The sequence below is a fragment of the Streptomyces sp. NPDC037203 genome (assembly GCF_055605065.1).
The window spans coordinates 594876-619476 of the sequence record NZ_JBVJUC010000003.1; the positions used below are offsets into that span (position 1 = coordinate 594876).

21 protein-coding genes, 1 tRNA gene and 1 pseudogene are annotated in these 24601 nt (G+C 73.6%); 12 read left to right on the top strand and 11 right to left on the bottom strand.

What is annotated here, in order from left to right; genetic code table 11:
- Positions 1 to 19: 19 nt before the first annotated feature.
- The 5 genes from ACZ7EC_RS11890 to ACZ7EC_RS11910 all read right to left on the bottom strand — a co-directional run bounded on the left by ACZ7EC_RS11890 (position 20) and on the right by ACZ7EC_RS11910 (position 4147).
- Positions 20 to 898: a Gfo/Idh/MocA family protein gene (locus ACZ7EC_RS11890; protein WP_471061230.1), complete on the bottom strand. Its 879-nt coding sequence runs from the start codon at positions 896 to 898 to the stop codon at positions 20 to 22.
- A gap of 35 nt (positions 899 to 933) precedes the next feature.
- Positions 934 to 1917: an ATP-grasp ribosomal peptide maturase gene (gene tgmB / locus ACZ7EC_RS11895; RefSeq protein ID WP_471061233.1), complete on the bottom strand. Its 984-nt coding sequence runs from the start codon at positions 1915 to 1917 to the stop codon at positions 934 to 936.
- Positions 1918 to 1935: 18 nt separating this feature from the next.
- On the bottom strand, positions 1936 to 2127 hold the full coding sequence (gene tgmA, locus ACZ7EC_RS11900) for a putative ATP-grasp-modified RiPP (RefSeq protein WP_046416733.1): 192 nt from the start codon (positions 2125 to 2127) through the stop codon (positions 1936 to 1938).
- A gap of 118 nt (positions 2128 to 2245) precedes the next feature.
- The gene (locus ACZ7EC_RS11905) at positions 2246 to 3112 is read right to left on the bottom strand and encodes a fructosamine kinase family protein (protein ID WP_471061236.1); all 867 of its coding nucleotides are present in this window, start codon (positions 3110 to 3112) and stop codon (positions 2246 to 2248) included.
- Between the two features lie 156 nt (positions 3113 to 3268).
- Entirely contained in the window at positions 3269 to 4147 is an 879-nt protein-coding gene (locus ACZ7EC_RS11910; protein ID WP_471061237.1) for an SCO6745 family protein, read from the bottom strand.
- Between the two features lie 322 nt (positions 4148 to 4469).
- Here ACZ7EC_RS11910 and ACZ7EC_RS11915 point away from each other — a divergent pair, with 322 nt between their 5' ends.
- Complete coding sequence (locus tag ACZ7EC_RS11915; RefSeq protein WP_471061240.1) at positions 4470 to 5183, top strand: hypothetical protein; 714 nt, start codon at positions 4470 to 4472, stop codon at positions 5181 to 5183.
- Positions 5184 to 5307: 124 nt separating this feature from the next.
- A complete protein-coding gene (locus ACZ7EC_RS11920; RefSeq protein WP_471061243.1) occupies positions 5308 to 5994 on the top strand; it encodes a class F sortase in 687 nt (228 codons plus the stop codon).
- Positions 5995 to 6092: 98 nt separating this feature from the next.
- Here ACZ7EC_RS11920 and ACZ7EC_RS11925 read toward each other — a convergent pair whose 3' ends face one another.
- The 3 genes from ACZ7EC_RS11925 to ACZ7EC_RS11935 all read right to left on the bottom strand — a co-directional run bounded on the left by ACZ7EC_RS11925 (position 6093) and on the right by ACZ7EC_RS11935 (position 9488).
- Entirely contained in the window at positions 6093 to 7259 is a 1167-nt protein-coding gene (locus tag ACZ7EC_RS11925; protein WP_471061245.1) for a GDSL-type esterase/lipase family protein, read from the bottom strand.
- Between the two features lie 31 nt (positions 7260 to 7290).
- Entirely contained in the window at positions 7291 to 7860 is a 570-nt protein-coding gene (locus ACZ7EC_RS11930; RefSeq protein ID WP_471061248.1) for a TetR/AcrR family transcriptional regulator, read from the bottom strand.
- Between the two features lie 182 nt (positions 7861 to 8042).
- Complete coding sequence (locus ACZ7EC_RS11935) at positions 8043 to 9488, bottom strand: glyceraldehyde-3-phosphate dehydrogenase (protein ID WP_471061250.1); 1446 nt, start codon at positions 9486 to 9488, stop codon at positions 8043 to 8045.
- A 231-nt stretch (positions 9489 to 9719) separates the two neighbouring features.
- On the opposite strand from ACZ7EC_RS11935, the gene ACZ7EC_RS11940 reads away from it, so the two are divergent.
- The 4 genes from ACZ7EC_RS11940 to ACZ7EC_RS11955 all read left to right on the top strand — a co-directional run bounded on the left by ACZ7EC_RS11940 (position 9720) and on the right by ACZ7EC_RS11955 (position 13445).
- Complete coding sequence (locus tag ACZ7EC_RS11940) at positions 9720 to 10928, top strand: hypothetical protein (protein WP_471061252.1); 1209 nt, start codon at positions 9720 to 9722, stop codon at positions 10926 to 10928.
- Positions 10929 to 11034: 106 nt separating this feature from the next.
- Positions 11035 to 11355, top strand: coding sequence for a hypothetical protein (locus tag ACZ7EC_RS11945; protein ID WP_471061255.1), 321 nt, complete (start codon positions 11035 to 11037; stop codon positions 11353 to 11355).
- A gap of 145 nt (positions 11356 to 11500) precedes the next feature.
- Positions 11501 to 12328, top strand: coding sequence for a PP2C family protein-serine/threonine phosphatase (locus ACZ7EC_RS11950; RefSeq protein ID WP_471061257.1), 828 nt, complete (start codon positions 11501 to 11503; stop codon positions 12326 to 12328).
- A gap of 82 nt (positions 12329 to 12410) precedes the next feature.
- Positions 12411 to 13445 carry an MASE1 domain-containing protein gene (locus ACZ7EC_RS11955; RefSeq protein ID WP_471061260.1) on the top strand — a complete coding sequence of 345 codons (1035 nt, stop codon included), beginning with the start codon at positions 12411 to 12413 and terminating at the stop codon, positions 13443 to 13445.
- 57 nt (positions 13446 to 13502) lie between these two features.
- Here ACZ7EC_RS11955 and ACZ7EC_RS11960 read toward each other — a convergent pair whose 3' ends face one another.
- On the bottom strand, positions 13503 to 13700 hold the full coding sequence (locus ACZ7EC_RS11960; protein ID WP_471061263.1) for a hypothetical protein: 198 nt from the start codon (positions 13698 to 13700) through the stop codon (positions 13503 to 13505).
- Positions 13701 to 13842: 142 nt separating this feature from the next.
- On the opposite strand from ACZ7EC_RS11960, the gene selA reads away from it, so the two are divergent.
- Together selA and ACZ7EC_RS11970 are read left to right on the top strand one after the other, a co-directional pair.
- On the top strand, positions 13843 to 15315 hold the full coding sequence (selA, locus tag ACZ7EC_RS11965; RefSeq protein WP_471061266.1) for an L-seryl-tRNA(Sec) selenium transferase: 1473 nt from the start codon (positions 13843 to 13845) through the stop codon (positions 15313 to 15315).
- Positions 15315 to 17072 (top strand): annotated as a pseudogene (locus ACZ7EC_RS11970) (SelB domain-containing protein); the annotation flags it as partial. The gene selA and the pseudogene ACZ7EC_RS11970, both read left to right, overlap by 1 nt.
- 105 nt (positions 17073 to 17177) lie before the next feature.
- Here ACZ7EC_RS11970 and ACZ7EC_RS11975 read toward each other — a convergent pair.
- Positions 17178 to 17275, bottom strand: a tRNA-Sec gene (locus tag ACZ7EC_RS11975).
- Between the two features lie 34 nt (positions 17276 to 17309).
- On the opposite strand from ACZ7EC_RS11975, the gene selD reads away from it, so the two are divergent.
- Positions 17310 to 18329, top strand: coding sequence for a selenide, water dikinase SelD (selD, locus tag ACZ7EC_RS11980; RefSeq protein ID WP_471061269.1), 1020 nt, complete (start codon positions 17310 to 17312; stop codon positions 18327 to 18329).
- A gap of 61 nt (positions 18330 to 18390) precedes the next feature.
- On the opposite strand, the gene fdh is transcribed toward selD, so the two are convergent.
- Positions 18391 to 21651: a formate dehydrogenase gene (fdh, locus tag ACZ7EC_RS11985; protein WP_471061271.1), complete on the bottom strand. Its 3261-nt coding sequence runs from the start codon at positions 21649 to 21651 to the stop codon at positions 18391 to 18393.
- 312 nt (positions 21652 to 21963) lie between these two features.
- Here fdh and ACZ7EC_RS11990 point away from each other — a divergent pair, with 312 nt between their 5' ends.
- From ACZ7EC_RS11990 to ACZ7EC_RS12000, 3 genes are read left to right on the top strand one after another with little or no spacing between them, the layout of a single operon-like run.
- Entirely contained in the window at positions 21964 to 22590 is a 627-nt protein-coding gene (locus tag ACZ7EC_RS11990; protein ID WP_471061274.1) for a cytochrome c oxidase subunit II, read from the top strand.
- Complete coding sequence (locus tag ACZ7EC_RS11995) at positions 22587 to 24242, top strand: cytochrome c oxidase subunit I (protein ID WP_471061277.1); 1656 nt, start codon at positions 22587 to 22589, stop codon at positions 24240 to 24242. Before ACZ7EC_RS11990 ends, ACZ7EC_RS11995 begins: the two co-directional genes overlap by 4 nt.
- Positions 24239 to 24598, top strand: coding sequence for a hypothetical protein (locus ACZ7EC_RS12000; protein WP_471061280.1), 360 nt, complete (start codon positions 24239 to 24241; stop codon positions 24596 to 24598). The genes ACZ7EC_RS11995 and ACZ7EC_RS12000 overlap by 4 nt, the downstream gene beginning before the upstream one ends.
- Positions 24599 to 24601: the final 3 nt, after the last annotated feature.

A 24601-nucleotide genomic window follows, 5' to 3' on the forward strand; every position in this document is an offset into this window, starting at 1 on the left:
TTCGGGAGATCCCGCGCCGTCATTCCGCCTCGGCCGCCAGGCGGGCCTCCGCCGCCGCCAGGATCTCCGTCACCCGTAGGCCGAAGGCCGCGTCGCAGGGGTGGCGGCGGCCCGTCTCGACGCAGGTCAGCAGGGCGTCGATGGCCCGGCCGAGGGCGTTGTCGTCGGAGGCGGCCGGCATGGCGGTGACACCGGACTCGCCGCGCAGCTCGAATTCGACCCCGGCGGCCTCCTGCGGGGCCGTCAGGCTGAGGGTGACGGTGCTGGAGGCTCCGGCCGCGTGGTCGAGGATCAGGTGCACGGTGTCCCCCGGACCGCGGGCCGCCACCACACGGGTGACATCGCCGAGGATCGGCAGCAGCACGGACAGCGCGTGCGGGCCCACGTCCCACAGCGCCCCCTTCTCCTGGCGCCACGGAGAGGCCGCATAGGGGCTGTCGGTGGTGAACACCGCCCCCAGCCACTGCGCCCGCGCCGTGAACCAGCCCTTCACCGCGGCCTGTTCCTCGATCCAGTTTTGCGGCTCCTTCTGGAAGCGCGTGGTGAAGAAGACGACCGACCCCACCCCGGCACGCTCCGCCGCCTCGGCCACGGCACGCGCGTCCGCGACCGACAGCGCGAGCGGCTTGTCCAGGAGCAGATGCCGCCCGGCCCGCGCCGCCCGCACCGCCAGGGGTGCCTGCACGGACGGCGGCAGGGCGACGGCGACCGCGTCCACGTCGGCCAGCAGCGCGTCCACGTCGGCGTACGGCCTGCCGTCGTACCGCTGCGCGAGCGCGGCGGCCGCCTCGGGGCGGCGGCCCCACACCCCGGCGAACTCCACGCCGGGGTGCGCGGCGAGCGCGGGGGCGTGCACCGCCCGCGCCCAGGGCCCCGTACCCAGCAGTCCGATGCGCATATGACGTTCCTCTCCTCGAACCGGTCCCCGCGTCCTCAGCGGGCCGCGCCCGGAGCGGCGTTCGCGCAGCCGTCCTCGGCGAGCCCGTCCCCCGCGAGCCATTGCGCGATGGTGGCGGCGATCGGCTGCCCGGTGTCCATCTCCACGAAACCGAACTGACCCGACTGATTGCACTCCAGGAACCACCAGACGCCGTCCGCGTCCTCCGCGAAGTCGAAGGCACCGTACGCCAGCGCGGCGCCCCGGAGATAGCGCAGAACCCCCTCGGCGACCCATGCGGGCACCGCGACGGGCAGCCATGGCGACACGGACGGGGCGAACCGGACGTCCACGTCGTCCGGGTGGGCGTCCGGATCGACCGGCTTGCGGGCCGCCAGCAGGGTGCCGCCGACGGCGGTGAGCCGGATGTCGGCCTGCTTCGGCACGCGTTGCTGGAGCAGCGTCGGCCCGTAGGCGACCGCCGTGAAGTCCGCGTCCGGCGCGACCCTGCTGGTCGGCACCGCCCGCGGCGGCTCCTGCGGATGCGCTCCGGAGACCGGCTTGACCACCAGGTCCCGGTGGCGCCCGGCGAACTCCCGCGCCGCCTGCGGGAGCGTGGTGATCAGCGTGGCCGGCACGGTGAGGCCGCTGCGCTGGGCGTGCCGCAGCTGCCAGGGCTTGTACCGGGCGCGGCGGGCCGCGTCCGGATGGTTCATCCAGCGTGCGTCGGTGCAGCGGAGCATGCCGTACAGCGCCTGCGCGGACTCCTCGGTCAGCCAGGTGGACGGCTGGGCGGCGCGCGCGGCGGCCGTACCGGGCCTGCGCACCCAGACGGAGCGCAGCCCGTCCAGGTCCACCAGGCGCCCGCCGACGGACAGTTGCCCGTGGCAGGCGCCGTGTGCGTACTCGCCCGACAGAGCGACCCCGTCGGTCAGATCGGCGGGGTCGAGCCGGACGACGGGCACCTGGGCCTCGCGGAGGCGGAGGACCACCATGTCCGCCGTCACGTCTTCATCACTGGTCAGGATGAGCACGGTCATCGTCTGCGGGTCCGTGGCTCAGTCGTCGAAGTGCGTCTTGGAACCGGCGGTCGAGGTCGTGGTGCCCAGCGCGCGCAGGGTCGCGTGGTCCGTCGCGGCGATCCGCCCGTCCGGGAGGACGTTCAACTGCAGTCCGGAGTCGTACGCGTACGGAACGGTTACTTCCAACTGCACAGCCGGGCGCGCGTAGTTGAGCGTGAACGGTTGCATGGTCTCTCCCTGGTTCGGCTTTCACGTCCTTATACGATTCGAACGGGTGATTGGTTTCCTTACGCTGCGTGATCACGGCGCGGACGGGAGCGTTCCACCGCGCCGCCGGGCGCCGCGCTCACACAGCGAGTGCCCCGCGCGCCACGGACAGTGCCTGCTCCGCGTAGCCGCGTCCGAACAGCACCGCGTGCACGAGCAGCGGAAAGAGCTGATGCAGACCGACGCGACCGCGCCAGCCGCCGGCGAGCGGCGCCGACTCCTCGTACCCCGCGAGGACGCGTTCGAGATGGGGGCAGCCGAACAGCTGAAGCATCGCCAGATCGGTCTCCCGGTGCCCGCCGTGCGCGGCCGGGTCGATGAGCCGCACCTCGCCGTCGGCGCCCCAGAGCACATTGCCGCTCCACAGGTCGCCGTGCAGCCGCGCGGGCGGCTCCGCGGGCCCCGCCAGTTCCGGCAGCCGCGCGCAGACCCGTTCGAACACCGCCGCCTCGCCCGTCCGCAGCACCCCGCGCTGCACCGCGCCGCGCACGTACGGCAGCACCCGGTGCTCGGCGTACCAGCCGGACCACTCGGTGCCCTCGGTGTTGCGCATGGGCGCCAGGCCGATGTACGCGTCCCGCGGCCCGCCAGGCGGCGCCGACCCGAACCGGGGCGCGCCGGACGCGTGCAGGGCGGCCAGGGCCTGACCGAAACGGAGCGCCGCCTTCGCATCGGGGCGCCCGGTCGCCACCCGCTCGGTGACCAGCCAGTGCTCGTCGTGCCCGAGCACCGCCGGCACCCGTACGGCGCCCGCCGCGGCCAGCCAGTGCAGCCCCGCCACCTCGGCGCGCACCGCGCCGGGGGCGTCGCCGCGCTTGACCATCACCGGTGTGCCGTCGTCCAGCAGTACCTCCGCGGGCGAGCCGGACGCCCCCCGCGCCGCACCGGCCGGGCGCCCGGTGAGCCGGGACGCCGCCTGTCCAGGATCCTCGTCTCGCGTGACCACGGCTTCAGAGTACGGCGCACAACACCAGGTCAGGAGAGGGTACTTCGACCGTAACTACGACGCTTTTCGGCCGTTCGGCAGAGTCTCGCGCGCGGGCCGGCACCGCACGGGCGGCGGGAGTGCGCGAAGGGGCCACACGAGGCGCCCGCCGTACCGTCAGTCGCCGACCGGGGTCGTCCGCGCGGGCAGGCCCACCGGATTGCCGGGCGGCAGCAGGTCCGAGTCCCGCACCGCGCGGGCCAGCGGATCCAGCAGGGCGGCGAGGCGGGCGGTACGCTCCGGGCCGAGGGCGCGCCAGGGGCTTACGGCCGCCGCGTCGGTGAGCGCCTCCACCTCCGCGCGCGCCGCCGCCCCGGCCGGGGTGAGCGAGCCGTCCTCGGTGAGCAGCCCGCGCTCCGTCAGCCGGATCCCGGCCGCCGTCCAGTCGCCCTGCTCCCACTGGCGGGTCTCGCGCAGGAACCCGGCGTCCGACTCGCCGGCCGCCGCCTTGAGCACCATCGCCTCGACCGGATCGAGCCCCTGGCCGACCAGCACCGCGACATGCCCGTCGCCCCGGTGCTCGCGCAGGGTGGTCAGCGCCTGCCACAGCCGGGCCGTGGCCCGCCGCGGGCGCTCCAGCGCCTGGTTGGCGGCGGCCAGCACCCGGCCCGCGGTGTCCGCGGCCGCCGCGGCCTCCCAGGCGAGGTCGGCGGCCTCGGCGAAGTCGGCGGAGCCGGTGACCTGCGGTCCGTACAGCCCGGTCATCGCCGCGTCCAGGGCGTCCGCACGGGCCGCGAGGACCCGCTCGGGAGCCGCGTACCCCCAGGCGTCCGGCAGCGCTCTGGCGACGCGCGCGGGGTGGAAGACGTAGAAGCAGCTCGTCACGACGGCGGGGGAGACCGGACCGAGCGGGGCGGCCCGGAGCGCGAAGTAGCCCATCCAGTAGCCGCGCAGGCCGAGTGCCCGCGCCGCGTCGAGCGCCTGCGGCGCGAAGTACACCAGGTCGTGCACCGGTTCGTAGCGCTCCCACAGGGCCCGCGCCATCCCGTCCGCCACTGCCGCCTCCCACCGCCCCGGCCGCCGTCGGCCGTGTGCCGTCGCACCGTCCGGTACCAGATTGCGCTATGACGGCTGTCATAACAAGGGCCGGTGGCGAACCCCTACCGGCCGGTACCGGCAAGATTCCGCGGCGGGTCCCCCTTGACCCGGACGAGGGGTCCGGGGCCGCGCGCACTGGGGCAGACGGGTGGGCCGGTGACACGGCTGGGCGGCCCGGATGGTGGGATCCGGGGGCCTCACTGACGGTGGTTCATGTCGGGACCGGGTCCATCCAGCTGATGAGGCGTCCGCTGCCCGGTCACGGCGGAAGGACAACACGATGCGTTCTGCCCGTACCCTCCTGGCCACGGCAGCCGCCGCGGCCGCCCTGGCCTTCGCCACGCCCGGCGCCGCGTTCGCGGTCCCGGCCGGGCACGACTCGGGCCGTGGGGACTCCTCGCACAGCAGCGACTCCGGCGGTGACCGCGACAAGGGTTCCGACCGGGAACAAGACAACGGCAGCGGAGGCGACAACGACCGCGGACACGACCGGCCCCGCGGCGGAATGCACACGGGTGGCGGAGCGCTCGCCACCGTGCTGCGCACCGACAGCGGTGGCGACGTCCGGTTCGACCCCGAGACCTACAAGGAGGACGGCGGGGGCCGGGGCGGCAGCGACGAGGGCGGTGGCGGTGGCCGCGGCAAGAGCGGTGACGACGACAGCGGTGGCGGTGGCCGCGGCAAGAGCGGTGACGACGACAGCGGTGGCGGCGGTCGTGGCAAGGGTGGCGACGACGACAGCGGTGGCGGCGGTCGCGGCAAGGGTGGCAACGACGACAGTGGCGGCGGTGGCCGCGGCAAGGGCGGCGACGACAGCGGCAGCGACTGGGGCGGCGGCTCCGGCGGCGGCGGCAAGCCGCGCGGCGGCATGCACACCGGTGGCGGCGCGCTCGCCGGCCCCGGTGTCACCGCGGGCGGCCTCGCGGTCCTCGGCGTCGGCGCGGCCGGCATGTACGCCATGCGCCGCAAGAAGGCCGCGCAGCCGGCGTCCTGACCGGGTCCCGGACGCCGCCGGCGCGCCGATGGCGCCGGCGGCGTGTGCCCCTCGCGGGGCGGGCGGAACCCCCGCCGTCACGACCCGTCCCCCGTACCGCCCTGTCCCAGTGAGGTGATGTCCGATGGCAGCGGATCCGTCCTCCGCGCAGCCCCCTGAACCGGAGCCGGACGCGTCAGGTGCCGCTCGCGGCGGGCGGCTGGTGCTCTGGGGGGTGGCGCTCCTCTTCCTCGCGGTCAGCATGTTCGGGGGGCACCACGGGTCGTTCCCGGTGCCGCGGGCGACCCCGGCCTCCGGGGCCAGCTCCACCGGGCGGCCGTCGGCAACGGCCGGGCTGCCCCCGGCGGCCGCCGGGCTTCCCCGGTCGGAGCCGACCCGGCTGGTCATCCCGAAGATCGGCGTCGACGCCCCCTTCACCCAGCTGACCCTCGCCGCCACGGGGCAACTGGAGCCGCCGCCCGCGGCGGACACCAATCTCGTCGGCTGGTACGCCAAGGGTGCCGCACCCGGCGAGAAGGGCACCGCCATCATCGCCGGGCACGTGGACACGAAGGTCTCCGCGGCCGTCTTCGTCAACCTCGACCAGTTGGACACCGGCGACCGCTTCTCCGTGGAGCGCGCCGACGGACGGACCGCGAACTTCGTGGTGGACAGCGCCGAGACGTTCGCCAAGGACGACTTCCCGAGCGACCGTGTCTACGCCGACGCACCCCGCCCTGAGGCCCGGCTCATCACCTGCGCGGGCGACTACGACCACACGGCGAAGGACTACACCGACAACCTGGTGGTCTTCGCCCACCTCGTCCCGTAGCCCTTGCGCGGGCGACGGTGCCCCGCGGCCGACGGTGGGGCGGTTCCCCTGCGGGACACGGGGCCCGCCCCACCGGCCGCGAGGCACCGTCGGCCCGCTCATTCCCCGCCCGCGAACGCGCCCCCCGCGCCGAAGGCCAGCTCCGCGAACCGCTCGCCGATCCTGCGGTGCGCCGCCGTGTCCGGGTGGAGCCCGTCCGGCAGCGGCAGCTCGGCGAAGTCGGCCTCGCCGTACAGCTCGCGCCCGTCGAGGTGGAATAACCTGTCGTCCTCGGCCGAACGCTCACGCACGATGCGCGCCAGTTCCGCCCGGATCACCCCGAGCGTGAGCTTGCCGGCCGCCGTCTCCGCCGGGTCCCCGGCCGCCCGGAAGGCGAGCCGGCCCTCGCCGAGCGCGGCGAGATCCCAGGCGGTCGGCCCCGGCGTGTCCTCGTGCATCGGGCACAGCACCGGCGAGACGACGAGCAGCGGGGTGTCCGGGTGCCCCTCCCGGATCGTGTCCAGGAACCCGTGCACCGCGGGCCCGAAGGCACGCAGCCGCATCAGGTCGCTGTTGACGACGTTGATGCCGAGCTTGACGCTGATCAGGTCGGCCGGCGTGTCCCGCAGCGCGCGTGCGGTGAACGGGTCGAGCAGCGCGCTGCCCCCGAGGCCCAGGTTGACCAGCTCGACCCCGCCGAGCGCGGCGGCCAGCGCCGGCCAGGTGGTGGTGGGGCTCGCGGCGTCGGAACCATGGCTGATCGAACTGCCGTGGTGCAGCCACACTCTGCGGCCCCGGTCCGGCACCGCCGTCACCGGGGCGTCGGTGCGCAGCGCCACCAGCTCGGTCCGCTCGTTGTGCGGCAGCCAGATCTCCACGTTCTTCGGCGTGTCCGGCAGCCCGGTGAACCGTACGGTCGCGACCGGGCCCGGCGTGTGCTCCGTGCTCCCCGTGGCCATGTCGATGGTGAGGGTGTCGCCCCCGGCCGCGGTGGCGCTGCCCGCCGGGCGCCCGTCCACCAGCAGGTCGTACATCCCGTCCGGGCGCGGGGGAGCGCCGAGGTAGACCCGCTTGGTCGGCAGGGTGTCCAGCTCGACGGTGGTGGCGCGGGTGCGGAACACCAGCCGCACGCCGGCGGGCTGGGACTCGGCCAGGGCGAGCTGGGGGTCGGCGCACTGGGCGCGGGCCCGCGCGGGCAGCCGGTGCGGCAGCAGTCCCCGCTCGGTGCGCTCCAGGTCGAGGGCGCCGCGTACGAGGTCGGCGGTGAGGGCGGTGGTGTGCGTCATGTCGGCCTGTGTTTCGTAGGGAGAAGTCGGCTCAGCGGGCGGGCCAGTTGCGCAGCAGGGAGTCCAGGGCGTCCACGATCCGCGTCCAGGACTCCTGGGAGCCGGGGGCACTGTGCGCGAAACCGCCGACCGTCTCCAGGCTGACGTAGCCGTGGAACACGCTGCCCAGCAGGCGCACCGCGTGGGTCTGCTCGGGCTCGGGCAGGTCGTAGCCGCGCAGGATCGCGCGGGTCAGCTGGGCGTGCCGTGGGCCCGCGCTGGCGGCGGCGGTCTCGGGGTCCAGCGGGTACCGGGCCGCCGCGTAGCGGCCGGGGTGGGCGAGGGCGTAGTCGCGGTAGACGTCCGCGAAGGCGCCGAGCGCGTCCTTCCCGGACCGGCCGGCGAGCGCCTCGGCGGCGCGGTCGGCCAGCTCCGCGAGGGCGAGCAGCGCGATCCGGGTCTTGAGGTCCCGCGAACTCTCCAGGTGCGAGTACAGGCTCGCCGCCTTGACGTCGAACCGCCGGGCCAGCGCCGACACGGTCACCTGCTCGAAGCCCACCTCGTCGGCCAGCTCCGCGCCGGCCCGGACCAGCCGCTCCGTGGTCAGTCCCGCACGCACCATCAGCTTCCTTCCTCTTGCCGATGGCAATTATGCAGTTTCCTATAGGCCATAGGCAAATCCTTGAGTTACGAAGGCATCCTGGACCGGGGTACGCGAACGGCCGCCGACCGGAAGACTCCGGTCGGCGGCCGTGGAGGCGCCGGGCGCCAGACGTCGGGCGCCAGAGGCTGGGGCTGGTGCGGTCAGACCGCCGTCGCCGGGTACGTCGGGTACTCCACGCCCGACACGTACTGCACGACCCGGACGACCTGGCAGGAGTAGCCGAACTCGTTGTCGTACCAGAGGTAGAGGATCGCGTTGTCGCCGTCGACCTTCAGCGCGCCGGCGTCCACGATCGAGGCGTGGCGCGAGCCGATGAAGTCGCTGGAGACCGCGTCGGGCGCCGTGGTGAAGTCGATCTGGCGCTTGAGCGGCGAGGTCAGCGAGACGTCGCGCAGGTAGTCGTGGACCTCCTCGCGGCTGGTGGCGCGGGCGAGCTGGAGGTTGAGGATCGCGATCGAGACGTCCGGCACCGGGACGCGGATCGAGCTGCCGGAGATCGGGGCCTTGAGGTCGGGCAGGGCCTTCGCCACCGCGGAGGCGGCACCGGTCTCGGTGATCACCATGTTCAGCGGCGCGGAGCGGCCGCGGCGCTCGGCCTTGTGGTAATTGTCCAGCAGGTTCTGGTCGTTGGTGAACGAGTGGACCGTCTCCACGTGGCCGCGCAGCACGCCGTACTCGTCGTCCATGGCCTTCAGCGGCGGGACGATCGCGTTGGTGGTGCAGGAGGCGCAGGACAGGATCCGCTCGTCCGGCTTGATGGTGTCGTGGTTGACGCCGTGCACGATGTTCGGGACGTCGCCCTTGCCGGGCGCGGTCAGCACGACCTTGTCGATGCCGGGGCGCAGGTGCTTGGACAGGCCCTCGCGGTCGCGCCACTTGCCGGTGTTGTCGATGAGGATGGCGTCGCGGATGCCGTACGCGGTGTAGTCCACGTGCGACGGGTCGTCGGCGTAGATCACCTTGATGGCGTTGCCGTTGGCGACGATGGTGCTGTTGTCCTCGTCCACCGTGATGGTGCCCTGGAACTGGCCGTGGATCGAGTCGCGCCGCAGCAGCGAGGCGCGCTTGACGATGTCCCGGGGGCCGCCGCCGCGCACCACGATGGCCCGCAGGCGCAGCCCGTTGCCCGAGCCGGCCTTCTCGATCAGCAGCCGGGCCACGAGCCGGCCGATGCGGCCGAAGCCGTACAGCACCACATCGCGTGGCTCGCGCCGCTCGATCTTGTTGGCGCCGGTGGCGCCGGCGACCGCCTCGGCGGTGAACTCCTCGACGCTCAGGCCGCGTTCGTCGGCCTGGTGGAGGGTGGCGAGCATGCCCAGGTCGATCTGGGAGGGGCCGAGGTCCAGGGTGGTCAGGGCCTTCAGGAAGGGCATCGTCTCGGTGACGGACAGCTCCTGGCCGGCGATCTGCCGGGCGAAGCGGTGCGTCTTGAGGATGCTGACCACCGACTTGTTCACCAGGGAGCGGCTGTGCAGCAGGACGGTCACGTCCCGCTCGCGGTGCAGCTTCCCGATGAGCGGGATCATCGACTCCGCGATCTCCTCGCGGTTCTTCCAGTTGGTGAACGAGTCGTCGTTGACAGTCACAGGTCCGGTCCATCTTTCGAGCTAGGCAGCGCTCATATGATAACCACACCCTACGGGGCCTCTTTTGGGGGCCCGCAGGGGGGTCCGCGAAGAGGTGTTCGAGCCGCCGGGGTAAGGGACCGTAAGGGAATTACACCCATTCCTTGACCAATTCCTGATTCAGGGTGGAAGTACGTAAGAAACCCGAGTCGTGGTTTGCACGTCTTACCCGGCGTGCCCAAGGTCAAAAGCGTGAGCACCTCCTCCGTACCCCGGCCCGAACCGGCCGCCCCGTCCCGCCCCGCAGGCCGCTTCGACCTGCCCCGGATCGCCCGCCGCGGCATCCCCGAAGGGGCGGTCCCGGCCCTCGCGTTGTTCGCCTGCGTCCGGCTCGCCGGGATACTCGCGGTGATCCTCACCAATGCGTGGCGCGGGCACCCGCTGGTGAGGACCCTCGCCCACTCCTGGGACTCCCGCTGGTACCTGCACATCGCCGCCCAGGGCTACGGCCACAAGATGTGGATCACCCCGCAGGGCGCCGTCCAGACCGACTGGGCGTTCTTCCCCCTCTACCCGGCGCTCATCCGGGCGCTCACCACCGTGCTGCCGCTCACTCCGGGCCAGGCCGCACTGCTCGTCTCCTGGCTCGCCGCGGGCGTGGCCGCCTACGGCGTCTACGTCATCGGGCATCTGCTCCACGGCCGGGGAGTGGCCACCGCGCTGGTCGGTCTGTGGGCGGTCATGCCGCACGCCGTCGAGCTGACCATCGCCTACACCGAGTCGCTGTTCGCCGCTCTCGCCATCTGGTCCCTGTACTGCGTGCTCAAGCGCCGCTGGCTGTGGGCCGGGGTGCTGGCCGCGCTCGCGGGTCTCGCCCGGCCCAGCGGCTTCGCGGTGGCGGGCGCGGTCGCCCTCGCCGCGCTGTACGAGGTGTGGCGCGCCCGCGGCCGGGTCTCCTGGCGGGTATGGGCCGGCGCCGTCCTCGCCCCGCTGGGCTTCCTGGGCTATGTGCTGTGGGTCGGCACCCAGGTCGGCAATCTGTTCGGCGGCTACTTCAAGGTGCAGAGCGCCTGGGACTCCCGCTTCGACTTCGGCGTCGGCGCGGCCCGCTTCGTCAAGGCCCTGCTGCTGCACGGCGGCGGCGTCGTCTACACCGTCGCGCTGCTGGTCGTGGCCGCCGGAGTGCTGCTGTTCGCGCTGCTGTGCCTGGAGCGCGCCCCGCTGGTCCTGGTCGTCTTCGCCGGGGTGCTGATCCTGCTCGTGCTCGGCGGCTCGGGGTCCTTCTCCTCCAAGCCGCGCTTCCTGCTCCCGGCCTTCCCGCTGCTCATCCCCATGGCCCGCGCCCTCGCCCGGACCTGGCGGGCCCGACCGGTCCAGGCGGTCCTCGTCTACGGCGCGCTCACCCTGGTGTCCCTGTTCTTCGGCGCCTACGTCACGGCGGTGGCCCACTCCCCGCTGTGAGCGCCCTGACCCGGTGAGGAGTCCGTAAGAAGCCGATCACCCCGCCCGGCCCGTGCGAAGGCCGGGAAACGGGGTAGTCGAGGGGACGCCCGAGGAAAGGACCGTCATGACGACCTATCTGATCAGCGTCCCCGGCACCTTCACCGCCGGGGTCGGCGCGGACACCCGGACCCGGCTGACCCGCGCGCTGCGCCCCGTGGACCCGCACGGCACCCGGATGGGCAGCAGCGAGGACCTGGACGTGCTCAACGTCAACGACGACAACACCTTCACCCTCCGCCTGACCGTCGAGGCCGACACCGGCCCGCACGCCGAGGAGGAGGCCCGCCGGCTCGCGGACTCCGCGCTGCGCGGCGCGGGTCTGGACGAGCGCAGCGCGCCGCTGGGACCCGCGGTGATCACCGGAATCGACTCCGACGCCCACTGAGCGGCCCGCCACCGGTCCCGCGCCGAGTTCGGTCAACCCAGGTAAAATCGAGGCGTTTGCCAATAATCCGGGCAGCCGTTGTTCGGGCAGCCGTCCTCCCCGGAGGCGGCCGTCCGGGTGGGCACCCTCCGCCGGAAGTGAGCCGATGCCCCGCAAGCGTTCCACCGATGACGGCGACGCACTGCTGGCCAGACTCGGTTCGCTCACCGCCCAGGCGCGTGAGCGGGCGGAACTCCAGCGCACCCAGGTCGAGCTGGCCATCGCCCTGCAGCGCGGCATGCTGCCGCGGGACCTGCCCGGCGCCCCCGGACTGCACCTGGCGGTCCGCTACGCACCCGCCTGCTACGGCCTCAACGTGGGCGGCGACTGGTACGACGCCTTTCCGCTGCCCGACGGCCGGATCGGGCTGGCCATCGGGGACGTACAGGGGCACAACATCGAGGCCGCCGCCTTCATGGGCCAGGTCCGGGCCGGCCTGCGCGCCCTCGCCTTCGCCACCGGCGAGCCCGGCGAACTACTCGCCCGCACCAACGACCTGTTGCTCTCCCTCGGCAGCGAACTCTTCGCGACCTGCACCTTCATGCGGCTCGACCCGGCCAGCGGCGCGATGGAGAGCGCCCGTGCGGGCCACATCCCCTTCGTGTGGGCCACCGCGGACGGCAGGTCCGGAGTCGCCGACGACGAGTGCGGGCCGCCGCTCGGCATCCAGCGGGGCGTGGCATACCCGGTGACCCGGCACCGGCTGACCACCGGCGGGCTGTTCGTGCTGCTCACCGACGGCGTGGTGGAAGGTCCCTCGCTCGACGTCGAGGACGGCCTGGAGCAGGTGACCCGGCTCGCGGGCATAGCCGCCGTCGCGGGCCTGGAGAGCCATGCGCTGGCCGCCGCCGTGATCAAGGGCGCCGAGAGCGTCGGACACGAGGACGACGCCGCCGTCCTCGTCGTCGGACTCGACGGGCCCCGGCGGACGTAGGGCCTCTGCGGCGGGTCTCAGCTCGGCCAGAGGGGCCGAACCGGGCGCTCTCGCCTCGCCGGGTCGCGCCGGGCGGTGTGAGATGGCTGCTGTGGTGGGTATCGCGGAACTGCGCCGGCCGGGCGGCTATGCCGTCCAGGTGCTGGCCGTCGCGGCCCTCTACTACGGCTCCGCCCGCCTCGGGCTGCTGCGCGAGCTGACCGTGGGGAGCGCCGTCTTCACCCCCATCTATCCGCCGACCGGCGTCGCCGTCGCCGCCCTGCTGGTCCTCGGCATCGGCTGCTGGCCCGGCATCACCCTCGGTGCCCTCGCCCTGATCCTGACCATCTCGCCGCCCGGCCCCGATCTGGTCGGCATCCTCTTCGGCAACACCGCGGCCCCCGTGTGCGCGGCGATCCTGCTGCACCTGGCGCGCTTCCGCCCCGACCTCAGCAGGTTCCGGGACGGCCTCGCCCTGGTGTTCCTCGGTGCGCTGGCCGCCATGACGGTCAGCGCGACCGTCGGCGTGGGCATGCTCGTGCTCACGGACAAGCTGGCCACTGGCGCCTTCTGGCCGGTGTGGCTCGCCTGGTGGGTCGGGGACGCGATGGGCGTGCTGCTGGTCACCCCGCTGCTGCTGATGCTGCGCGGGCTGCGCCGGCCGCTCTCCCCGGGCCGGTGGCGGGAGGCGACGGCCCTCGCCGTCATCACCTGTGCGCTCGTCCCGGTGGCCACCTACAGCTCGGTCAGCCTGCTCTTTCTGGTCTACCCGCTGATCATCTGGGCCGCCGTCCGCTTCCAGCTCGCGGGCGCCGTGCTGTGCGCGCTGTTCACGTCCGTGATGGCCACCAATGCCGCCACGGACGGGAGCGGCGCGTTCGAGGGGCTGAACCCGGTCGAGACCATGGCCAAGCTCCAGGCGTTCAACGGGACGATCGCGCTCACCGCGCTGCTGATGGCCGCCCTGATCACCGAGCAGCGCAACACGCGCCGCTCGGTGGAGCAGGCGTGCCAGGAACTGGTGCAGGTCCTGGAACACCTGACCGCGGGCGACCTGCCGCTGCCCCGGCCGCAGACGGACGCCGGCGGGGCGGACGGCGGCGAAGGCCCCGGCGGGAGGTCCCCGCCGGCCCGGTGAGAGCAATACCGGTGAAGGCACGCCGGCGAGGCATGCCACCGGGGGCGGGTCGGCCGGTCAGCGCGGCTTCCCTTCGCCGCCCCGCTCCTCGGCGCCCCTGCTCCTGGAGGTGCGCTCGGCGATGTCGCGAGGTGTGGGCGTCGGCGTCGGCGAGTTGCCGGCCGACTCGGCGGCACGTCGGCGTTCCGTCTCGTTGCGGCGGTTCGCGGCCCGCTGTTCCTGTCGGCCCTGAGGCTGGTCATCGCGTGCGTTCATACGGCGCCGGGTACCCCCGCCCCGGCCACCGCAACGTCCTCCCGGCGTGTCGGACGGCCGTTCCGGGGCACTGGGAGACGATGGACGGACCCCGCCAGGGGCGGCGCGGGCCGGACCGCAGGGAAAGGGCGGCAAGGGCGGCATGGGACAGCGGGTGACCCCGCGGGCGGCGGGCGCGGGCAGCGAACCGGCCGCCGCGGGAGTGGGGGCGGGCGCGGGGACGACGGGCACGGCCGGTACGACGCCGCCCACCACCCGGAACGCCGGCACCCGTAACCCCGCCGACCGCGCCCCCGACCCCCGCCGCCGTATCCCCCGTACCGACACCCTGCTGCGCGACCCCCGGCTGGCCGAGGCCGTGGACCGGCTCGGGGCCGGGGTCGTCAAGGACGCCGTACGGCAGGCGCAGCAGCGGGCCAGGGACGGGGAGGTGGCGCCCGAGCAGGTGCCGGAGACGGTCCTGGGCCTGCTCCCCGACGCCGCGAGCGGACTGCGCCCGGTGCTCAACGCCACCGGTGTGCTGCTCCACACCAATCTCGGCCGCGCCCCTCTGTCGGACGCCGCCCGGCGGGCCGTGGCCGAGGCCGCGGGACCCACGGACGTGGAGCTCGACCTGGTGACCGGCGCTCGGGCCCGCCGGGGGCGCTCCGCCCTCGCCGCGCTGGGCGCGCGGGTGCCCGCCGCCGGGGACGTCCATGTCGTCAACAACGGCGCCGCCGCCCTCGTCCTCGCCGCCACCGCGCTCGCCGCGGGCAAGGAGATCGTGGTCAGCCGGGGCGAGATGGTGGAGATCGGCGACGGCTTCCGGCTGCCCGACCTGCTCGTCTCCACCGGTGCGCGGCTGCGCGAGGTGGGCACGACGAACCGGACCACCGCCGCCGACTACGCCGAGGTGATCGGACCGGAGACCGGGTTCGTGCTGAAGGTGCACCCGTCCAATTTCCGTGTCACCGGCTTCACCCGTGCGGCCGGGGCCGGGGAACTCGCCGGCCTGGGCGTCCCGCTCGTCGTGGACATCGGCTCCGGGCTGCTCGCCCCGCAGCCGGGTCTGCCCGAGGAGCCCGACGCCGACACCCAGCTGCGCGCGGGCGCCGCCCTCGTCACCGCGAGCGGCGACAAGCTGCTCGGCGGACCCCAGTGCGGGCTGCTGCTCGGCGACCGCGGCCTGGTGCGCGCCCTCGCCCGGCACCCGCTGGCCCGCGCCCTGCGCGTGGACAAGCTGACCCTGGCCGCCCTGGAGGCCACCCTCACCGGACCGCCCACGCCCACCGCCCGCGCCCTGACCGCCGGCCCCGCCGCCCTCAGGGCCCGCGCCGGCCGGCTCGCCGCCGAGCTGGGCGCGCACGGGATCGACGCCCGCGCCGTCGAGAGCACCGCCACGGTCGGCGGGGGAGGGGCGCCCGGCGTCGGGCTGCCCAGCGCGGCGCTGTCCCTGCCCGAGCCGTACGCCGCCGCGCTGCGCACCGGCCGCACCCCGGTGGTCGGACGCCTGGAGGCCGGGCGCTGCCTGCTGGATCTGCGCGCCGTGCCCCCGGAGGACGACGAACGGCTCGCTGCGGCCGTGCGCGCGGTGCGCACCAGCGACGGTCCGGGCACCGGGAAGGGGCGGGTGTGATGCGGGTCCTCGCCACCGCCGGGCATGTCGACCATGGAAAGTCCGCCTTGGTCAGGGCGCTCACCGGGATGGAACCCGACCGGTACGAGGAGGAGCGCCGCCGGGGCCTCACCCTCGACCTGGGCTTCGTGTGGACGCGGCTCGACGCGCTCGACGACGACCTCGCCTTCGTGGACGTGCCCGGTCACGAGCGCTTCGTGCCGACCATGCTCGCGGGGGTGGGGCCGGTGCCCGCCGTGCTGTTCGTGGTCGCCGCCGACCAGGGCTGGCAGCCCCAGTCCCAGGAGCACCTCGCCGTCCTCGACGCGCTCGGCGTCCGGCACGCCGTCCTCGCGGTGACCCGCAGCGACCTCGCGGACCCCGAACCGGTGCGCGCCGACGCCGTGCGCCGGCTGGCACGGGCCTCCCTCGGCAAGGTCGCCTCGGTCGCGGTGAGTGCCGTCACCGGCAGGGGAATCGACGCCCTGCGCGGCGAACTCGCCGCCCTGGCAGGTGAGTTGCCCGATCCTGATCCGGACGCCGACGTACGGCTGTGGCTGGACCGGGCGTTCACCGTGCGCGGGCACGGCACGGTGGTGACCGGCACGCTCGGCGCGGGCACCCTGCGCGTCGGCGACCGGCTGGCGACCGGGGACGGCTCGACGGTGCTGCGGGTGCGCGGGCTCCAGAGCCTGCACGAGGACCGGGCGGCCGTCGCCGGAGTGGCCCGCGTCGCGGTCAATGTGCACGGGCCGGGGGACGCGGACCTGCGCCGGGGCCAGGTGCTGCTGAGCCCCGGCCGCTGGCGGCCCAGCCAGGTGATCGACGCGCGGGTGACCGGCGAGCCGGCGGCCGAGCTGCCCCGCCAGGTCACCCTGCACATCGGGACCGCCGCCGTGCCGGTGACCGTCCGCCCGCTCGGCCCCGACACCGCCCGGCTCACCCTCGCCCGCCCGCTGCCGCTGCGCGTCGGGGACCGCGCCGTGCTGCGCGAACCGGGCGGCACCCGCCCGCCCCAGGGGCTCACGGTCCTCGACGTACGACCGCCCCGGCTGACCCGGCGCGGCGCCGGCCGGGCCCGCGCGGCCGAACTCGCCACCCTCACCGGCCGCCCCGACGGCACCGCGGAACTGCGCCGCCGGGGGCTGATCCGCCGCGCCGACCTCATCGCCATGGGCGTCCCGGCCCCCGCCGAGCCGGTCACGGGCGACTGGCTGGCCGACCCCGCGCACTGGACCGGGCTGCGCGACCGGCTCGCCGCCGAGGTCGAACGGCACGCCCGTGCCCATCCCCTGGACCCCGGCCTGCCCACCGAGGCCGCCCGCCGGCTGCTCGGCCTGCCCGACCGCGCCCTCGTCGACGCGCTGGCCGAGGCGGCCCCCCGACTCCGCGCGGAACACGGCAAGTTGTACGCCGCCGACGCCTCACGGCCTGCCCTGCCCCCGGCCGTGGACGCCGTACGCCGGGACCTGGCCCGCACACCGTTCCGCGCGCCCGAGGCGGGCCGGCTGGCCGAACTCGGCCTCGACCACCGGACCCTGGCCGCCGCCGTGAGCGCCGGGGTCCTGCTGCGGATCGCCGACGGGATCGTGCTGCTGCCCGGCGCCGACGCCGAGGCCGCCGCCCTCCTGCGCACCCTGCCCCAGCCCTTCACCCTCAGCGAGGCCCGCCGCGCCCTGGACACCACCCGCCGGGTCGCCGTACCGCTGCTGGAGTTCCTGGACGCCCGCGGCCACACGGAACGCGTCGACGACCAGCACCGGCGCTGCCGTACGGAGCCGGAAAGCGGCGGTGAGGACGGACGGCGGCCGGACGACCCGGTACGGCGGCCGAATGAGACGCGGTCGGCCGGCGTTCGGCCGCGGAGCCCATGGGTACAGGCGTGGAGCGGAGGCGGACGGGAATCGAACCCGCCTGCCCGAGATCCTCGGGCACCTCGGTTTTGAAGACCGGGAGGGCCACCAGGCACCCACACGCCTCCACCGCTCGTCAGGCTAGTGCCCCAGGAGACCACAATGACACCGACCCGCCAAGCGACCGTCCGGCTCACGCAGTTCGCCCACGGCGGCGGCTGCGCCTGCAAGATCCCGCCAGGTGAGCTGGAGGAGGTGGTCAGCGGGCTGACCGCGCCCCCGCTGGCCGGGGGCGACACCCCGCTGCTCGTCGGCCTCGCCACCGGCGACGACGCGGCCGTCGTCACCCTGCCCGGACAGCCCGGCACGGCCATGGTGTGCACGGCCGACTTCTTCACCCCGGTGGTGGACGACGCCTACGACTGGGGACGCATCGCCGCCGCCAACGCGCTGTCCGACGTGTACGCGATGGGTGGCCGGCCGGTGCTCGCCGTCAACCTGCTGGCCTGGCCGCGCGACCGGCTCCCCTTCGAACTGGCCCGCGAGGTGCTGCGGGGCGGCCTCGACATCGCCACCGAGGCCGGTTGCCACGTCGGCGGCGGGCACAGCGTGGACGACCCGGAGCCCAAGTACGGCATGGCCGTCACCGGCGTCGCCGACCCCGAGCGGCTGCTGCGCAACGACACCGGCCGCCCCGGACTGCCGCTGTCCCTGACCAAGCCGCTCGGCCTCGGCGTGCTCAACAACCGGCACAAGGCCACCGGTGAACGCTTCGAACACGCCGTCGCCACCATGACCGCGCTCAACCGCGAGGCGTCCGAGGCCGCGCTCGCCGCCGGGGCCACCTGCGCCACCGACGTCACCGGGTTCGGCCTCCTCGGCCATCTGCACAAGCTGGCCAAGGCATCCGGGGTGACCGCCGTGCTCGACACCGCCGCCGTGCCCTGCCTGGACGGCGCCCGCGAGGCCGTACGCGACGGCTACGTCAGCGGCGGCACCCGGCGCAACCTCGAATGGGTCGCCCCCTTCACCGGATTCGGCACCACCGACACCGACACCCGGCTGTTGCTGGCCGACGCCCAGACCTCCGGGGGACTGCTGGTCGCCGGGGAGGTGCCGGGCGCGCCGGTGGTGGGGGAGCTGATCCCGTACGACGGCTCCCACACCGTCGTCCTGCGCTAGCCCGCCCACAGGGAGCGCCGGCCCTCGCAGGGAAGTCGGGGCTCCCGCCCCGGCGGTGGGCCTACGGCTCCGTGCCCGTGTGCGCGTCGATGCCCGCCCGCGCCCGGTAGGCCCGCACCAGCTCCATGGACGCCGGGCCGCGCGGCCTGCGCCCCGGCCGGATGTCCACCGCGAACGCCTTGGCCTCCTGGATGTGCGTGTTGGGGTCGAGGGACAGATGCAGCAGCTCGTTGGCCGCGTCGCCGGTGGTGTAGCCGTTGGGGCCCCAGTGGTAGGGCAGGCCCACCTGGTGCAGCCGGCGGCCGTGCACGGTCAGCGGGGCCATCCGGTCGGTGACCAGCACCCGCGCCTCGATCACCCCGCGGGCGCTGACGATCGTCGCCCAGCCGGTGTGCTCCAGATCCCGTTCGGCCGCCAGCTCCGGGGAGACCTCGCAGAAGAACTCCGGCTGCAGCTCGGCCAGATAGGGCTGCCAGCGGGACATGCCGCCCGCCGTGTGGTGCTCGGTGAGCCGGTAGGTCGTCGCCACGTACGGGTAGACCTGCGCGCCGCGCTCGTCCCCGCTCGGCTGGTAGCGGTTGTCGGGCACCGGGGGCATCACCTGCCGCACGGGGTTGCGCTGCTGGTCGTAGAGCAGGTTCGGGAACGGCGAGTCCTGCGGCTCGTAGTGCGTGGGCAGCGGACCGTCCGTGAGCCCGGACGGCACGTACAGCCACGCCTTGCCGTCGGCCTGCATGATGAACGGGTCCCGGCCGCTCAGCGCCGCGGGCCCGGTCGCGTCCTCGTCCGGCTCGTAGTCCGGCGCCTTGTCCTTCTTGAAGTCGGGGACGTCGTGGCCGGCCCACTCGCCCTTGTCCGCGTCCCACCACACCAGCGCCTTGCGCTCGCTCCACGGCCTGCCCTCGGGGTCGGCGGAGGCGCGGTTGTACAGCACCCGGCGGTTGGCGGGCCACGCCCACGCCCACTCGGCCGCCACCCAGTCCTGCTCCCCGCCGGGCTTGCGGCGCGCGGCCTGGTTGACGCCGTCGGCGCGCACCCCGCAGTAGATCCAGCAGCCGCAGGAGGTGGAGCCGTCGGACTTGAGCTGCTCGTACGAGGAGAGCGGGTTGCCGTCGGCGTCATGGCCGTTGATCTCGGCGAGCACCGCCTCCGCGTCCGGCTCGGCCAGCGGGCCCTTGGTCGGATAGTCCCAGGCGAGGTCCAGCACCGGCCGGTCCATCTCGTCGGCCGACCCGGCGAGCTTCTCCCGGATGATCCGCCCCAGGTGGAAGGTGAACCACAGGTCGCTGCGCGCCTCGCCGGGCGGCTCGACCGCTTGGTGGTGCCACTGGAGCAGCCGCTGGGTGTTGGTGAAACTGCCGTCCTTCTCGGTGTGCGCGGCGGCCGGCAGGAAGAACACCTCGGTACCGATGTCCTCGGTGCGCAGCTCCCCGGTCTCGATCTCCGGGCCGTCCTTCCACCAGGTCGCCGATTCGATCAGGGAGAAGTCGCGCACCACCAGCCAGTCGAGGTTCGCCATGCCGAGCCGCATCAGCTTGGCGTTGGCGTTGCCTACCGCGGGGTTCTCGCCCATCAGGAAGTAGCCCTTGCAGGTGCCTTCCAGCTGGGCCATCGTCGTCTCGTACGTCGAGTGCGAACCGGTCAGCCGGGGCAGGTAGTCGAAGCAGAAGTCGTTCTCCTCCGTCGCCGCGTCTCCCCAGTACGCCTTGAGCAGGCTCACCAGGTAGGAGCGCATGTTGCCCCAGTAGCCCTTGTGCGTTGCCTCCGCCTCGACGAACGCGTCCAGGTCCTGGTTCTGGTGCGCGTGCGGCATCGGGATGTAGCCCGGCAGCAGGTTGAACAGTGTCGGGATGTCCGTGGAGCCCTGGATGGAGGCGTGCCCGCGCAGCGCGAGGATGCCGCCGCCCGGCCGGCCGATGTTGCCGAGGAGCAGCTGGAGGATGCAGGCCGTGCGGATGTACTGCACGCCCACCGTGTGCTGGGTCCAGCCCACCGCGTAGGCGAGGGCCGTCGTCCGCTCCCGCCCGGAGTTCTCCGTGACCAGCTCGCACACCTGCCGGAACAGGTCCCGCGGCACTCCGCACACCTGCTCCACCATCTCCGGGGTGTAGCGGGCGAAGTGCCGCTTGAGCACCTGGAAGACACAGCGCGGATGCGTCAGCGTCTCGTCCCGCTCCGGCTCGCCCTCGCCGATCACCGCACCGCCGGAGCCGTGCGCCTCGCCGCGCGCGGCCTCGGTCACCGAACTGCCGCCGCGGGTGCGCTCGTCGTACTCCTGGTCGCGTTCGCCGGAGGGCGCCTGCACCTGTGAACCCTCGTACTGCCAGCTGGAGTTGTCGTACGAGCGGGACTCGCTGTCCAGGCCGGAGAAGACACCGGCGAGGTCCTCGGTGTCACAGAAGTCCTCGCGCAGGATCATCGGCGCGTTGGTGTACGCCACGATGTAGTCGCGGAAGTACTTCTCCTGCTCCAGCACGTAGTTGACGATCGCGCCGAGGAAGGCGATGTCCGAGCCCGCGCGCAGCGGCACGTGCAGATCGGCGAGCGCGCTGGTGCGGGTGAACCGCGGGTCGACATGGATCACCTTCGCGCCCCGCGCCTTGGCCTCCATCACCCACTGGAACCCGACCGGATGGCACTCGGCCATGTTCGAGCCCTCGATGACGATGCAGTCCGCGTTCTGGAGGTCCTGCTGGAAGGTGGTCGCGCCGCCGCGTCCGAACGAGGTTCCCAGACTGGGAACGGTGGAGGAGTGTCAAACGCGCGCCTGGTTCTCGATCTGGATCGCGCCGAGCGCCGTGAACAACTTCTTGATCAGATAGTTCTCTTCGTTGTCCAGCGTGGCCCCGCCCAGGCTCGCGATGCCCAGGGTGCGCCGGGTGCGGGTCTGGTCGACCTCCCACTCCCAGCCCGCCCGGCGGGCCGCGATCACCCGGTCCGCGATCATGTCCATCGCGGTGTCGAGGTCCAGGCGCTCCCACTCGGTGCCGTGCGGGCGCCGGTAGAGCACCTGGTGCTCGCGGGCGTCGCCGGTCGTCAGCTGGAGGCTCGCCGAGCCCTTGGGGCACAGCCGGCCGCGGGAGACGGGGGAGTCGGGGTCGCCCTCGATCTGGGTGACCTTCTCGTCCTGGACGTACACGTTCTGGCCGCAGCCCACCGCGCAGTACGGGCAGACGGACTTGACCACCCGGTCGGCCGAGGCCACCCGCGGTGTGAGCCGCTCGCTGGTCCGGCTTTTCGCGGCGGCACCCCGGCCCAGCGGGTCCGTCCCGGTCAGCTGCCGGTAGACCGGCCAGGAGTCGATCCAGGTGCGTACGCCCACGTCCACTCCTCCCGACTCGTCGTCCTGATTGTCCCGCGCCGCCGCGGCGGCGGCATCTCGTGTGGCGCCGGGGTACCCCCGTCGGCCGGGGGCAAACGGCGCCGGGAGGTGCGAGATCGCCGGGCCGGGGGACCCCGCCGCTGCGGTGTGTCGGCCCACGGACCGTGACGGGCGCCCGTAATGTCCGGATCGTCATGGCCCTGGGAGGGCAGGCGGGTTCGATTCCCGCCCGACCCGTACGGCCACGGACGGATACGACGGCGGGAGTGAGCACATGGCGGGCGGGAGCCCCGGCGGGAGGGGGATGGCGCGATGAGGCAGCGGCAGGTCTTCGCAACCGTGTTCAGTCTGGAGTCGGCCGTCGCCGCTCTCGTCTTCCTCGTCGTCCTCGGCCTGCTGGCCTGGAGCGTGAGCACACGGCGCGCTCACGCGTCCGACCGGACCGAGCGGCCCCGTATCGAGGCCTTCTACGTCACCGCCCTCGCCGCCTTCGCCGTCTTCCTGGTCGCCTGGACCGCCTGGCAGAACTCCCGTGAACAGCACACGGCCGCCGTCCGGCCGCTGCGGGTGGACGTCACCGGATTCCAGTGGTGCTGGACCTTCGCCTACCCGCAGTCCCCGGCCCACCGCCAGGTCACCGGCGACTGCCACGGACAGCCGCTGCCCACCCTGGTCGTGCCGGCCGGCCGCCCCGTGCAGCTGCGGCTCACCTCCAAGGACGTCATCCACTCCCTGTGGGTGCCGGACCTGCGCTACAAGATGGACGCCTTCCCGCGCCATGTGAACACTTTCACCCTCACCCTCGACCACACCGGCCGCTGGCGCGGGCGGTGTGCGGAGTTCTGCGGGCAGCGGCACTACGCCATGGACTTCTGGATCAAGGCCGTACCACCCGAGCAGTACGACCGCTGGGCACACGGCGCGGCGGCCGCCGTATGACCGTCGCGCCCCCGGCGACGCAGCGCGACGACGCGGGCCGGCCGGTGCCGCCGGGCAGCTGGCTCGGCTGGGTGTCCAGCACCGACCACAAGCGCATCGGCCTGCTGACCGCCGGCACCGCCCTGTTCCTGCTGCTGGTCTTCGGTGTCTTCGCGCTGCTGATGCGCAGCCAACTCGCCCGGCCCGACGAGACGTTCCTCGCCGCCCAGGCGTACGACCAACTGTTCACCCTGCACGGCTCCGGCATGATCTACATGGTCATGACGCCGTTCGCGCTCGGCATGGGCGTCTACCTGGTGCCCCTGCAGATCGGCGCCCCCGGCATCGCGCTGCCCCGCCTCACCCTGCTCGGCTACTGGCTCTACGCGCTCGGCGCGCTCACCATGCTCGCCGGGCTCGCCACCCCGGCCGGGGCGCATGCCGGCGGCTGGTTCTCCTACCCGCCGCTCTCGGACAGCGCGTACTCGCCGGGCGCCGGCACCGACCTGTGGATCGCCGGCGTCTTCGTCGCGGTCACCGGCACCCTGCTGATGGGCTGGGCGGTGCTCTGGACGGTGCTGCGCCGGCGCACCCGCCAGATGACCATGCTGCGGCTGCCCGTCTTCTGCTGGTCGATGATCGCCACCTGCCTGATGGTGATCGGTGCCTTCCCCGCGCTGCTCGCCGCGCTCACCCTGCTCGCCGTGGGCCGCGCCGACGACTCGGTGTTCCTGCACAACACCTGGAACATCGGCTACCAGCACATCTTCTGGTTCTACGGCCATCCGGTCGTCTACGTGATGTTCTTCCCGTACCTCGCCGCCGTCGCCGAGGTGCTGGCGGTGTTCTCCGGGCGCCGCTTCTTCGGCTACCGGGGGACCGCGCTGTCCCTCCTGGTGTTCGCGGCGCTGTCGATGAGCGTATGGGGCCACCACATGTTCGCCACCGGCCAAGTCGCCAACGACTACTACTCGTTGACGTCCATCGCGCTGCTCGTGCCCGCGGGCGTGGAGTACTTCGGGATGCTCGGCACGCTGCTGGGCGGGCGGCTGCGCCTCACCACCCCGATGCTGTTCGCGCTCGCCTTCGTCCCGCAGTTCCTGATCGGCGGGCTCACCGGAATCATGGTCGGCACCCCGGTCATCGACTACCACGTCACCGACAGCTACTTCGTCGTGGCCCATCTGCACTACGTACTCTTCGCGGGCAGCGCGTTCGGACTGTTCGCGGCCGTCTACTTCTGGTTCCCGAAGGTCACCGGAACGCTGCTCGACGACCGGATGGGCCGCTGGCACTTCTGGCTCCTGGTGATCGGCACCAATCTGACCTTCCTGCCGATGTTCGGCCTCGGCTACCTCGGCATGCCGCGCCGCGTCTCCACCTACGCCTCCTTCGACGGCTTCGCCATGCTGAACCTGCTCGCCACCATCGGCGCCGCCTTCCTCGCGGCCGGGATGACCGTCTTCCTCGTCAACCTCCTGAGCACCCTGCGCCGTTGCCATCTCGGCCGGTCGCGCCCCGCCGGGGAAGACCCCTGGCAGGCGCACACCCTGGAATGGGCCACCACCTCCCCGCCGCCGCGCCTGAACTTCCCCGCAGACCGGCCGCTGCCGCCCGTCACCAGCTTCGCGCCGCTGCTGGACCTGCGGCGCCGGGAGAGGAGCGAGGCGTGAAACGGCACCTGTCCGCCACCGTGGTCGCGGGCTGGGGACTGCTCAACGGCCTGCTGCTCGCCGTCCTCGCGGTCTACGGCGAGAGCGCGATGGTCTACTGGCTGTGGGGCTCGGTCGTGCTGCTGCTCCAACTGGCCGCCCTCGCCGTCCTGTCGTCCTCCCGCAACGGCCCCGACCAGCATGTGCGCTACCGGGTCCAGGACCGGGGCGCGGGCGCCGTCCTGCCCGCCGCGATCGGCCTCCTCCTGGTCGCCCTCTGCTTCGTCTACGGCCGCTGGCTGCTGGTCGTCGCCGTCCCCCTGCTGGCCGTCGCCGCGGTGATGCTGGCGCGGGGTACGACGGCACGGGAGCGGTGAGGG